Below are 12353 nucleotides of genomic sequence, written 5' to 3'. Positions count from 1 at the left end.
CTATTGGATAATTATATCATGAAACTGATCATTCACCAATAACTGCACTCCTGAATTAATTTATCCTTGTTGCAATTTGTGTACGTACTGCACAATCTTCCACCGGTCTTCAGGCGTAATCTGTGAGCCGTGGGGCCACATACGTCCTTTACCATGCGTAATTACGTGGAAAATATGGCCGTCGTTCATTGTTTTGTAGGCGTCTGTTGAGTAGTTGGGAACCCCCTTGTACTCCTTCCCGACCAGTCCGTCTCCTTTGCCTGTTGCCCCATGACAGTGCGAGCAATAACGGGTATACATTAGTTGCCCGTCGGCCATCGACTTCTCCGTTTCAGGAATTGGATTTGTCAGCGTCCGCTCGGCGATAGAAATACTGTCGGCGGGGATGTTGTAGATCATCAAATCTGTTGATGCACTATCACCACCGAACGTAGTATGGTAGTTCGGGCGAGAAACGGTACCTTTTGCAGGAAGACGCATATTCAGACCGTTTTCCCGAACATTGACTGTATTAGGGCGAATCTGACGATAAGGTTCGTAGCCAACAGCGTCATACATGTTTGGAGCAAACTCAAGACCTGTGCTGTTATGGCCTCTTTTGCAGGATGTTCCTCCAAATAGCAATCCAACAATAGCCAGCGCGGTAAAGCTTGTATGTTTAGTTATCATTCTCATTCTGACCATTAGAACTGCTTAACGTTAACTTCGGCAGCACCTGATTTTCTCAGAATCTGCTCTATATCACCTTCGCCGATGTTGTTTTTGCTCAGATCAATCGCCATCGCAAATTTATTGTCGGTAGTTCTCAGGTCATACATTAAAGGTTTCACTGTTGGGCCAAGACCATTCGATACCAGGAAGGTACCAACCATACCCAGAGCACAAAATAGTACTGTTAATTCGAAGATAACAGGTACGTAGATGACCGGAGAATATGAGTCCTTACCACCTACGATCATTGGCCAGTCGAAGCTTTCTGTGTAAGCAGTTAGCAAAAGTGCCGTCGTTGTACCTGATAAAGCAAACAGGAAAGCAGCGATTCCAAGTCGTGAGCGCGGATGTCCAAGAGCAACATCCAGACCGTGAATCGGAAATGGAGAATACACTTCGTGGATACGTACGCCCGCCTTTTTAATATCTTTAACGGCAGTTAGCACGACATCGTCATCATCGAAGATCCCTACTAAAAACTTACCGTTACCATTTACGTCTGACATGATCAGTGATTATTGTTTGTGGTTATAGTCCGAAGTTTGCTATATCTGCTATAGTGATCCACAAACTTCGGACTGCCCGGTTTTTCCGCTCGAATTAGTTTATTCTACGTCTTTGTTAAACGTTGGATTGGCAACTCGCTCGCCTTTCGCCACGCCTGACACCGAAACTGGTAATTTTTCAGAAGACGACTTAATGATCGTTTTGACCTCAGCCATGTTCACTACTGGCAAGAACTTGGCAAATAGCAGGAACAATGTGAAGAACAAACCAAACGAGAAAATATAATCGCTTATATCAAACAGCGTTGGGTGGAACATAGCCCAGCTCGATGGCAAGTAATCACGGTGCAGTGAAGTAACGATAATTACAAACCGTTCGAACCACATACCGATGTTTACAACGACCGATAGCGTAAACGTCCAGACGATGCTCCGGCGGATAGCCCGTGACCAGAAAAGCTGTGGCGTAATTACATTACAGGTCATCATCGCCCAATAGGCCCACCAGTACGGTCCGGTTGCCCGGTTGATGAAGGCGTAGCTTTCAAATTCAACTCCAGAATACCAAGCGATGAAGAACTCAGTTAAGTAAGCAACCCCTACGATAGAGCCAGTAAGCGTGATGACTTTATTCATCGACTCAATGTGCTCTAATGTAATGTAGTCTTCCAGTTTAAACACGACCCGAATGATCAGAACTAGGTTCTGTACCATCGCGAAGCCCGAGAAAATAGCACCGGCAACGAAGTAAGGTGGGAAGATGGTTGTGTGCCAGCCTGGAATTACGGACGTAGCAAAGTCCATACTTACAATGGTATGTACCGATAATACCAGTGGAGTTGACAAACCAGCCAGGATTAAGCTCATGTATTCGTACCGAGCCCAAGTTTTAGCCGAACCGTTCCAGCCTAACGAGAAGGCTCCGTAGATGTAACGGGACACTTTGCTGCGAGCCCGGTCACGAATCGTGGCCAGATCAGGCAATAAACCCATGTACCAAAATACCAGCGAAACCGTAAAGTACGTGCTGATGGCAAATACGTCCCAAACCAGCGGGGATTTGAAGTTTACCCATAGCGAACCGAATGTGTTTGGCAACGGTAGCGCCCAGTAAGCCAGCCAGGGCCGACCCATGTGCATCAGGATAAACGTAGCCGCGCAAATAACGGCGAAGATGGTCATAGCCTCTGCTGCCCGGTTTACGGCAGTCCGCCATTTCTGACGGAACAACAGAAGAATAGCCGAGATCAGCGTTCCTGCGTGACCGATACCAACCCACCATACGAAGTTTGTGATATCCCACGCCCAGCCAACGGTTTTGTTCAAGCCCCATACACCAAGGCCCTCCCACCAGGTCCAGAACACGCAGGCGGTTCCGTAAAGTAGCACAATCACCGAGATGGTAAAGGCAATCGTCCACTCGCGAGTGGGGCTTCCCTCAACCTGTCTGCTGATATCCTCCGTCACGTCGGCGTAGGTCTTACCACCGGTGACAAGGGGAGTTCTTACGGCTGATGTTACATGCGACATATACTTACTTAATTTTCGATTTTTCGATGTACGTTATACGATTTGTGTTGTTACGATGTTTTTATAAAATCATAATAACTCAAGCCGTAATCCTATTTATGCCTGCGATTCCTGACGAGATGCCTGTTTAGGTTCTTCGTCTTTGTTCCGAATTTTGGTCAGGTACGAGATTTGTGGTCTCACGTTAATCTCTTCAAGCACGTGGAAGGCCCGGCCTTGCAGCTCTGTTTCCAGCGTTTGCGCAATCGTACTTTCCGGATTGTTCATGTCGCCGAAAATAATGGCGTTTGTTGGACAAGCTTGTGCACAGGCCGTTTGAATTTCGTCTGGCATTGGCCGACGACGCTCTTTTTTGGCTGTGAGTTTGCCTTCCTGAATCCGCTGCACGCAGAACGAACACTTTTCGATTACTCCACGTGACCGAACTGTTACATCCGGGTTAATGACCATTTTACCAAGATCATTATTGAAGTGGTAATCAAAGTTATCGTTATCGAAATACTTGAACCAGTTAAAGCGACGAACTTTATACGGACAGTTGTTAGCGCAATAACGTGTACCAATACACCGGTTATAGGTCATCTGGTTGAGACCTTCCGTACTGTGGGTTGTGGCCAGAACCGGACAAACCGTTTCGCAAGGAGCATTGCTGCAATGTTGGCACAACATCGGCTGAAACGTTACTTCGGGATTAGCCGATGCAACTTCCAGTTCTTTCACGTCCTCGGGATCGGCATCGCTGCTGTAGTAGCGGTCAATCCGAATCCAGTGCATCTCACGTCGGTTGATAACCTCTTGGCGACCAACAACCTGGATATTGTTCTCGGCCTGGCAACCAATTACGCAGGCACCACAACCGATGCAGGAGTTAAGGTCGATGACCATACCCCACGAGTGGTTTGGCTTACCGTAGCCATTCCAAAGAGAAATATCTGTTGACGCTTTTGGCCCTTCGGACGTTACGACTTTAGGCTCATACCGACCTGCTTTCGGGTTCTTCTGATATTCAGCAAGTATTGACTCCTGAAGAACAGCTTTCCGACCCATCACCGTATCGTGCGTTTGCGTCTGCGCAATCTCGTGCGAACCGCTAGTCTTATCTACTTTCGCCGTGAAAGCGGAGTAGTTCACGTAGCCGTTTGTAATTGAAGCAAACGGGAATGCGTTTTTACCAACACCATTGGCTGATTTACCTCCCTTTTCGCGGCCGTAACCAATGGCTACCGAAACAGTGTTGTCTGCTTGACCTGGCTGAATCAGAACCGGCAGTTCGATTGACTTGCCACCGACACTAACTGTCACCAAATCATTCTGGGCCAGTCCCATGTCGTTAGCTGTCTTTTGCGACAGAGCGGCATAATTATCCCAGCAAGCCTTCGTTACAGGATCGGGCATTTCTTGAAGCCAAGGATTGTTAGCCGTCGAACCTGTTCCAATGCCTACTGTTTCATACAGTGCCAGCTCCATGCCCGTTGTGGGCTTGTAGCGCTGTGCAATGCCAGAAGCCGCTTGCGCAATGTTTCCGGCAAAGGTAGCTCCTCCCACAGAAGCGGTAGCCGAATTTGGTTCAAATACGCCATCGTGCAGACTTTTTATCCAGAATGCATCGAATGAGCTAAAACCAGAAGCCTGAGGATATCGGTTGGTGCGCCAGAAGTTTTTCAGGTATGTCTGAAAATCACTTGGCTTGCCCGCCCATGTCAGTAAGCTTGATTGAAACTGACGGGTTTTGTAGATGTTTGTAATAGCCGGTTGAGTCAGGCTATAGACGCCTTGTTTTGGTTCAGCATCATTCCAGCACTCCAGAAAGTGGGGGGCAGGAGTAATGTATTTACCCAGCGATGCCGTCTCGTCAGCACGATCAGCGAACGAAACTGATAATGCCAATTTAGGCAACGCTTCCGCTAATTCAGCACCACGAGGATGATCGTACACTGGGTTAGCACCGAAGAACAATGCAGCACCAACACGACCCGCTTTCGCTTCATCAATGAAGGCGCTCATCTGCTGGTCGTTACCCTGACGATAATTAACCGGCGCATTGATATCAATTGTCGTACCGTAGCTACCCAACAGGTTGTTAAGTGCATTGACGACAATTTGTACGTTTGGATCGTTTGATCCTGCCACTACCAGCGCTTTACCACGTGAACGAGCTAGTTCATTGGCGGCTTTGTCGAGGTTAGGTACATTGACCGATGCCGTACTGATGGCAGTTCCGCCCAATTTAGCCGCTACTTTATTATACAAGGCAGCAACAACCAGACCTTCCTGCGATGGCTTGATCGCCGTACGGTAATCAGCATTAGCACCCGTCATCGACAAGCCCGTCTCAAACTGGTAATGCCGCGACATGGTTTTTTTGCCTCCGCCTACAGCACCGATTTTCCGACCCTGTGCGTACGGGCGCATGTATTCGATTGGTGCGATCCATGTTCCTAGAAAGTCAGCCCCGACACTAACAATTGTCTGTGCTTTGCTGAAATCGTAAGAAGGAATAACGGCTTTACCAAACGAAGCCTGATTCGCCTGTACAATACCGAACGCGGAGTTGGCATCATACATAATGTGGCGGGCCGTAGGATATTTAGCAACGAAGTCAGTAATAACGGCTTTGGTCGCCGGACTTAAGATCGTTGATGTGACGATCCGAATTGCTCCACCCCGTGCCGCAACTGAGTTCAGCTGACTGACAATTTCCCGGTCGGCGGTAGCCCAATCGATGTCTGCCTCGCCCCGCTTTGGGCCCTTCAGTTTATCAATGTCGTACAATGACAAAAGCGATGCCTGAACCCGAGCCGTAGTGCCCCCTTTCGAGATGCTAGACATGGGGTTACCTTCAATCTTAATGGGCCGTCCTTCGCGTGTTTCAACCAGAATAGCAGCGTAATCGCCCCCATCCGTGTATGTTGACGCGTAGTAGTCCGAGATAGAAGGAAATGTAAATTCCGGTTTGTTGATGTACGGAATTGCTTTATGAACTGGGGTTTCGCAGGCAGCCAGTGTTACAGCGGCCATCCCAAAGCCCATTACTTTTAAAAAATCACGGCGTTGGGTGTTTGAACCACCGAGCAAACCATCAAGGTCATTCGATGAGTCTCCCAGGTCAGGATTCGCAAACTCGCTGTTCGCGTTCTTTACAAACGTTGCATCGTTGCGTAATTCTTCAACCCCTTTCCAATACCGTTTGGTCGTATTTTCTTCCATGCGTGTTGTAATCGGTAAGATACCTAATGGTTGAACCAGCTTATTACAGACAAACCGATTGGCTCAGCCTGCATAGCCTGGTGGATTAATAGTGGCATTTAGAACATTCCAGACCGCCGATATTAGCTACTTTAAGCGGCTCTTTACTTTCTTTACTGTGAAGAGCAACTAACTTATCGTAGTAGGCATTATCTTTTGTGTTGACTTCCGTTTTACGGTGACAGTCAATACACCAGCCCATCGTCAATGACGAGCGCTGCTCGACCACTTCCATTTTTTCGATATCACCGTGGCAAGTCTGGCATTGTACGTTACCGACATTTACGTGTTGCGCATGGTTGAAATAAGCCAGATCAGGCAGATTATGAACACGAATCCACTCAATGGGGCGATTTTGTTCAATAGCTGTATAGATTTTCTGAATCTCAGGCGATTCCTTTTTGATCACGCCGTGACAGTTCATACAGATGTTAGCCGCAGGAATGGTAGCACTCTTTCCTTTATTAACACCTGTGTGGCAATAGTTACAATCGATTTTGTACTGTCCAGCGTGAAGCTTATGTGAGTAAGCAATCGGTTGTTTCGGCGCGTAGCCTTGTTGGATACCAATGCTGTAGGCTCCATCGAGTGTTTCTTTGGTAGCAACCAGAAGGAACAACCAAATGACAATCGAGCGAAGTGTCGAGTTGTTGAAAGCCCCTGACAGACCATCCTTCAACCGTTGACCGAATGAAGAAACCGGTTGTGCACCGTCGACTGTAACCGGCGATACTGCTTTCGATAGTATGGTTACAATTACCAGCAATACACCCAATACGAGTAGCATAACGACGAGCAGCGCAACCAACACGACAGTGAACAGTTCAGAAGGGCCACCGGAAGTACCACCTTGTCCTGATCCTGCACCATTAGTATTTTTGCTACCAGCCTCATCACCAGCTACAGCAGCCTTTTGCGGGCTACTAGCTTGATCGATATACGCCAGGATTCCATCAATGTCAGCATCCGACAAACTTGGAAAACTAGACATTTGTACTTTACCGTTGGCGTTAAAAACCTGGTTCGCATACGCATCGCCCGACGCAATTACTGCCGACGAATTCCGAATCCATTTGTGCAACCATTCTTTACCAGGAGTCCGGCTCTCAATTCCTTTCAAACCAGGACCAACGACTTTCTCATCGGTTACCGCGTGGCATTGCGCACAGTTGTTGGTAAATAGCGTTTTTCCTTTTTCAGCATCACCACCACCGCCCGCAGCTGGCGTAGCTGCAGCCGTAGCACCGCCCGCAGCCGCAGATGAGTCCTGCGCCTTCAACTGGCCGCCATTAATAAACAGCGCCAGCGACAGGGCCATAGCCCCGCAAAACTTAGACAAACGACTCATTGTTAGACATCTATTCATTAAGTTGATCAACATAATCATCACCGACTTTTCATAGGTCCACAAAAGTACGACACGAACGCTGTATAGGCAAAAGTTGGTGTTTAGTTATTTTGTGTTCTCGATTTTATTTATATTGTTTCTAATTAAGAAAGGCAAATCTGTTCTTTTTATGCTAAGCGAACTTCGCTAAACCATATAAACAGCATAAAAAAAGCCATTCGGCCGATCCTTTACACAGATAAGGCCAAATGGCAATTATTAATTATATTCTACAGATGAGAAGGGAGGTTCCGAGCGGATTCGAACCGCTGTACGAGGTTTTGCAGACCTCTGCCTAGCCACTCGGCCACGGAACCTTGTAAGACCGAAAGCGGGATAGCTCCTGGATTCGGGAGTGCAAACATACGGGTTTATCTCTTGTTTTGAAACTAGTGTCGCAAAAAAAATCCCCTGAACCTTCCGATTCAGGGGATTTAAATCCAAAAACAGCGTCAGATTAGTTGCGGCCTTCCAGCTGCTCCTTCAGAGCAGCCAATGCATCAAGGTCACCCAACGTTGCGCCACGATCCGCCTGGTTTGAAGTCGAAGTCGGTTTAGCAGCAGCCGCTTTTGGCTTCTGTTCTTTTACCGGCTCATTTTTCTCCTGCCACGTTTTCGTGTGCGACAACATAATGCGTTTCTCTTCTTTCGAGAACTCCGTTACTTTGAAATCAAGCGTTTCACCAACTTCAGCGAAGGTGCCATCTTCTTTACCAAGATTCTTCAGAGATGAGAAACCTTCGATACCATAAGGCAGTTCGAGCGTCGCCATCTTGTCGTTCTTGCTAATGATCGTGCACCGGTGAATCGTACCAACTGCGAATACGGTTTCGAACGTATCCCATGGGTTTTCTTCGAGTTGTTTGTGACCCAGCGCCAGACGACGGTTTTCGATGTCCAGTTCCAGCACAATAACTTCGAGGTCTTCACCAACTTTGATGAAGTCTGAAGGATGTTTTACCTTCTTGGTCCACGACAGATCCGATACGTGTACCAGACCATCGATACCCTCTTCCAGTTCAAGGAATAGGCCGAAGTTGGTTAGGTTACGAACCACACCTTTATGCTTGGTGCCGATCGCGTATTTCGTACGCAGTTCTGGGCGAGTCCAGGGATCTTCGGTCAGTTGTTTGATGCCCAGCGACATTTTGCGGTCACTACGGTCCAGCGTCAGCACTTGAGCTTCTACTTCATCACCAACTTTCAGGAACTCCTGTGGATTGCGCAGGTGCTGCGACCACGACATTTCGGATACGTGGATCAGTCCTTCTACGCCCGGCATGATTTCCAGGAACGCACCGTAATCGGCTACGTTTACAATCTTGCCTTTTACTTTCGAACCAACCTGGATATCCTGCTCTAAAGCATCCCATGGGTGAGCCTGAAGTTGTTTCATGCCCAGTGAGATACGCTTTTTGTCTTCGTCGAAGTCCAGAACAACCACGTTGACCTTCTGGTCGAGGTGTAACACTTCGGATGGATGGCTGATACGACCCCACGAGATGTCCGTGATGTGCAACAGACCATCGACACCACCAAGGTCGATGAATACACCGAAGTTGGTCATGTTTTTGATCACGCCTTCCAGAACCTGACCTTTCTCGAGGTTGTTCAGGATTTGAGCGCGTTGTGCTTCGAGGTCTTTCTCGATCAGGACTTTGTGCGAAACGACAACGTTATCATTTGCATAGTTGATCTTAACGACTTTAACCTCCATTTTCTTACCAACGAAAATATCGAAGTCACGAATCGGCTTCACGTCGATCTGTGAACCTGGCAAGAACGCTTCAATGCTGAAAATATCAACGATCAGACCACCCTTCGTCCGGCGCTTAACGAAACCATCGATAACGAGATCTTCGTCCAGAGCACGCTGGATTTTCTGCCAGGCTGTGATCACTTTCGCTTTCTTGCGCGAAAGAACAAGCTGACCGTTCGGGTCTTCCTGATTTTCTACGTAAACTTCAATTTCATCACCCATCTTCAGGTCCGGCATATCCCGGAATTCGGAAGCTGGAACCAACCCGTCCGACTTGAAGCCGATGTTGAGCAGTACCTCACGGTCCGTAATCCCAACGACGGTTCCCATCACTACTTCTTTCTCTTTAACCTCCGACAGGGTGTTGTCGTACAGTTCTAGCATCCGGTCACGCTCTGCGTCCGAATAGCCACTTCCGAATCCTTTGTTGTCTGCCCGGTCCCAATCAAATGCCGGCAGTTCGCGTTGCTGCGTTTTGCTCATAAAAAATGTTTCCCTGACCCACTCAGTACATCAGTCCGTGGGTCAATGGCGGACTGACTTTTGGTTTAAAATAAAGTTCCTTGAAAAAGGACTGCAAAGATAGCAATTGCTTCGTTAAAAAAGTTTCGGCGGTGGCAAAAGTCTTTGAAAAAGAGAGCACAACGAAAAGAACAGGACCAAACGGCAAGAAAGACAGATGCACCGAGTACACTCTTTCTTACTGTTTGGTCCTGTTCGCCCGCTTCTTTCGAAACTGTTATTGGAATGCTTTTTCTTTCTTGCTTAAAAAGGGCATCCAGCTTTGTTCGAGCGATCCCGAAAACTCGCGTAGAAAAACCAGGAAGGTCGGTTTGAAGGGCTTCTGCCGCAATTTAAGATTGGCCTCTTCGGGTGTATAGTCCCCTTTCCGGGAGTTGCACCGTTTGCAGGCGGTAGCGAGGTTGTCCCAGCTGGTTTTACCCCCCCGTGATTTTGGCATGACGTGGTCGAGTGTCAGATCTTCCGTTGTTCCACAGTACTGGCAATGGTGACCGTCACGCTTAAAGATATTCTGCCGGGTGAGCATAACGCCCTTGTACGGCAGACTTACGTATCGATGTAACCGGATAACCGACGGCATCGGGAACTCCGCAGAGACGGTTCGGAGCGTGAATTGCTCGGATTCGGCGACGAGTTCGGCTTTATCTAAAAAAACCAGCAAAAATGCTTTAGGAACGGAGCAGATGCTGAGTGCACTGTAATCTTGGTTTAAGACTAATACTTTCCTGCCCATATCGCGTTTAGATGCCTCTGTACGGTAGCAAGTTACAGAGTTATCCACATATCGGCAAGCATTGTGGAAAATTTACTAATCTGTGAATATACACCCGTCAGCCATTGACAATCATCTTCTTCTACTAAATCGATAGATTAGTTATATCCGGATGAGTAGGCGAGTCTGTCGACCTTAGTAGCGTTCGCGCTGCATCTCTCGTGTTACGTCGCGTTCTTTAATGCTGTCGCGCTTATCGAACAGCTTTTTACCTTTCGCCAGCGCAATGTCGATTTTGGCAAAACCACGCTCACTGGTGAACATTCGGACGGGAACAATGGTCAATCCCTGATCCTTTAATTTTTCGGTAAGCCGCTTGATCTCCCGCTTTGTCAGCAGCAGTTTCCGATCACGCAGCGGGTCGTGGTTGTAGTGAGTTCCTTCGGTATACAGCGAAATATTCATCTGACGAATAAAGAGTTCGTCATTATAAATCAGGCAATAGGCGTCCTGTAAGTTTACCTTTCCCTGTCGGATCGATTTAATTTCGGTACCCGTCAGGATAATACCCGCCGTGAACGTTTCTAAAAACGAATATTCAAACGATGCCCGACGATTCCGGATATCAACCTGTTTAACAATAGAAGCAGAGGCCATGGAACAGTATATACGACTTGAGGCTATCCAAAAACACCAGATGGCATCAAGTCAGGTAAATAGTCCGGCGAGGGACTGAAAGTAGTTTGGTAAGACCAAGAACACCGGAAATTGATCAGAGGTTTGCCAGTGCTAAGAAAATTACGTCGTCTGGCACGGGTATAATCATCCGATAAACAGCGATAATGACTGGCATCTAACAGAAACCGCACCGGTCGCCAAATGAAGAACATCTGGTGGCCGATGCGGTTTCTATTGCTAATGGCAGTAGCCTGTTGTCTGCTACTATTTTTTCGTTTGCTTCTCCTTGTATTCTTTGTTCAGACCGGCAAGTACCTTACTGGTCTGGTCACCGGATGGATCGGCAAAGAGGATGCCCCCCCCTTTCGTATAACCCAGCACGAACTCATATTTGTTCTGGGCATTCTGTTTCTTGAGGTAGTCGTAGATCTGGTCGTATAACTGCTTGTTCTTCTCCTGCTCTTCGGCAGCCAGATTTTGCGCAGCCCGCTCCCGGTATGCCATAATATCCTGTTGCTCTTTCTGTAGAGAAGCCTCCGTAGCGCGACCCTGCTCCTGCGTCATGGTAGCCGCCCGTTGCTGAAAGAACGCTACTTTATTTTGCAGATTACGCCCCTTAGATGTCAGGTCGTTTTCAAGTTGGAACCGCTTGCTTTCCAGCACTTTCTGCGTATCCTTGAAAAAGTCGTATTTGGTCAGTAAGGAATCGACATTAACGTAGACAATCGATCTACCCTTTGCCTCGGCAGGAACCGTCACAGACGAAGCCGTTTCGGGCTGGCGATCTTTAAAATGAAGGTAATACAGAACAGCTACGGCAATCGCCAGGACGACATTTAGAATTAATGAGGCATTCTTCACAGGAAAATAGATTGGTTAGTTGCAAGTTTATCCTACAAATGTAGGGGATTTACCAGTTACGAAGCACCATTTACGGTTGATTTACGGTTGCCTGCCGAACAAAGAATCCTGACAAGCCGGCAAAACCGCCCACCAGACCGCTCACCAGAGCGGTTACCAGCATGGGCAACACGGCATTCGTTGTCTTGAAGAGCAATTGACCCATTCGACCCGTAAAAATTCCATCGGTACGCAGATGAATGAGCAGTGCGTAAGCCAACCAGACTAAGGCAACACCCGCAAAACCGTACAGAAAGGAGCGTCCGGCACTTGGACTTCGCCAAAGGCAAATCAGGAACGCGACGATTGCCAGACTCCACCAAGGAAGTATGAGTTGAGCCACTAAACTAATCAGGGCAATAAGCAGAATCTGTATCATAGGCGTAATGCGGCTGGAAAGCC

Annotated in this window: 10 protein-coding genes and 1 tRNA gene; all 11 read right to left on the bottom strand. The window is 47.8% G+C overall.

The genetic code is table 11. From position 1 onward, the window contains the following. Nucleotides 1–60: 60 nt before the first annotated feature. Nucleotides 61–669, bottom strand: a complete 609-nt coding sequence (locus GK091_RS17335; protein ID WP_164041106.1) for a c-type cytochrome — start codon at nucleotides 667–669, stop codon at nucleotides 61–63. A gap of 14 nt (nucleotides 670–683) precedes the next feature. Beyond that, complete coding sequence (locus tag GK091_RS17330) at nucleotides 684–1217, bottom strand: DUF3341 domain-containing protein (RefSeq protein WP_164041104.1); 534 nt, start codon at nucleotides 1215–1217, stop codon at nucleotides 684–686. A 99-nt stretch (nucleotides 1218–1316) separates the two neighbouring features. Beyond that, nucleotides 1317–2747: an NrfD/PsrC family molybdoenzyme membrane anchor subunit gene (gene nrfD / locus GK091_RS17325; protein ID WP_164041102.1), complete on the bottom strand. Its 1431-nt coding sequence runs from the start codon at nucleotides 2745–2747 to the stop codon at nucleotides 1317–1319. 96 nt (nucleotides 2748–2843) lie between these two features. Continuing rightward, nucleotides 2844–5954, bottom strand: coding sequence for a TAT-variant-translocated molybdopterin oxidoreductase (locus tag GK091_RS17320; protein WP_164041100.1), 3111 nt, complete (start codon nucleotides 5952–5954; stop codon nucleotides 2844–2846). An 85-nt stretch (nucleotides 5955–6039) separates the two neighbouring features. Beyond that, nucleotides 6040–7374, bottom strand: coding sequence for a c-type cytochrome (locus GK091_RS17315; protein WP_164042865.1), 1335 nt, complete (start codon nucleotides 7372–7374; stop codon nucleotides 6040–6042). Nucleotides 7375–7626: 252 nt separating this feature from the next. Beyond that, nucleotides 7627–7697: transfer RNA gene (locus GK091_RS17310), tRNA-Cys, on the bottom strand. A 140-nt stretch (nucleotides 7698–7837) separates the two neighbouring features. Continuing rightward, nucleotides 7838–9622, bottom strand: a complete 1785-nt coding sequence (rpsA, locus tag GK091_RS17305) for a 30S ribosomal protein S1 (RefSeq protein ID WP_164041099.1) — start codon at nucleotides 9620–9622, stop codon at nucleotides 7838–7840. Between the two features lie 256 nt (nucleotides 9623–9878). Continuing rightward, complete coding sequence (locus tag GK091_RS17300) at nucleotides 9879–10394, bottom strand: HNH endonuclease (protein ID WP_164041097.1); 516 nt, start codon at nucleotides 10392–10394, stop codon at nucleotides 9879–9881. Nucleotides 10395–10568: 174 nt separating this feature from the next. After that, nucleotides 10569–11030 carry an SsrA-binding protein SmpB gene (smpB, locus tag GK091_RS17295; protein ID WP_164041095.1) on the bottom strand — a complete coding sequence of 154 codons (462 nt, stop codon included), beginning with the start codon at nucleotides 11028–11030 and terminating at the stop codon, nucleotides 10569–10571. A gap of 285 nt (nucleotides 11031–11315) precedes the next feature. After that, nucleotides 11316–11912, bottom strand: a complete 597-nt coding sequence (locus GK091_RS17290) for an OmpH family outer membrane protein (protein WP_164041093.1) — start codon at nucleotides 11910–11912, stop codon at nucleotides 11316–11318. Nucleotides 11913–11982: 70 nt separating this feature from the next. Continuing rightward, nucleotides 11983–12330: a hypothetical protein gene (locus GK091_RS17285; RefSeq protein WP_164041090.1), complete on the bottom strand. Its 348-nt coding sequence runs from the start codon at nucleotides 12328–12330 to the stop codon at nucleotides 11983–11985. Nucleotides 12331–12353 lie beyond the last annotated feature (23 nt).

The organism is Spirosoma agri, from assembly GCF_010747415.1.
Lineage (GTDB): Bacteria > Bacteroidota > Bacteroidia > Cytophagales > Spirosomataceae > Spirosoma > Spirosoma agri.
This window is presented reverse-complemented; position numbering and strand designations above follow the sequence as displayed.

What these genes read in the sequence shown, in the direction of transcription:
- GK091_RS17335 (WP_164041106.1), bottom strand. Translation starts at nt 669, where the DNA reads ATGATAACTAAACATACAAGCTTTACCGCGCTGGCTATTGTTGGATTG.
- GK091_RS17330 (WP_164041104.1), bottom strand. Translation starts at nt 1,217, where the DNA reads ATGTCAGACGTAAATGGTAACGGTAAGTTTTTAGTAGGGATCTTCGAT.
- nrfD (WP_164041102.1), bottom strand. Translation starts at nt 2,747, where the DNA reads ATGTCGCATGTAACATCAGCCGTAAGAACTCCCCTTGTCACCGGTGGT.
- GK091_RS17320 (WP_164041100.1), bottom strand. Translation starts at nt 5,954, where the DNA reads ATGGAAGAAAATACGACCAAACGGTATTGGAAAGGGGTTGAAGAATTA.
- GK091_RS17315 (WP_164042865.1), bottom strand. Translation starts at nt 7,374, where the DNA reads ATGTTGATCAACTTAATGAATAGATGTCTAACAATGAGTCGTTTGTCT.
- rpsA (WP_164041099.1), bottom strand. Translation starts at nt 9,622, where the DNA reads ATGAGCAAAACGCAGCAACGCGAACTGCCGGCATTTGATTGGGACCGG.
- GK091_RS17300 (WP_164041097.1), bottom strand. Translation starts at nt 10,394, where the DNA reads ATGGGCAGGAAAGTATTAGTCTTAAACCAAGATTACAGTGCACTCAGC.
- smpB (WP_164041095.1), bottom strand. Translation starts at nt 11,030, where the DNA reads ATGGCCTCTGCTTCTATTGTTAAACAGGTTGATATCCGGAATCGTCGG.
- GK091_RS17285 (WP_164041090.1), bottom strand. Translation starts at nt 12,330, where the DNA reads ATGATACAGATTCTGCTTATTGCCCTGATTAGTTTAGTGGCTCAACTC.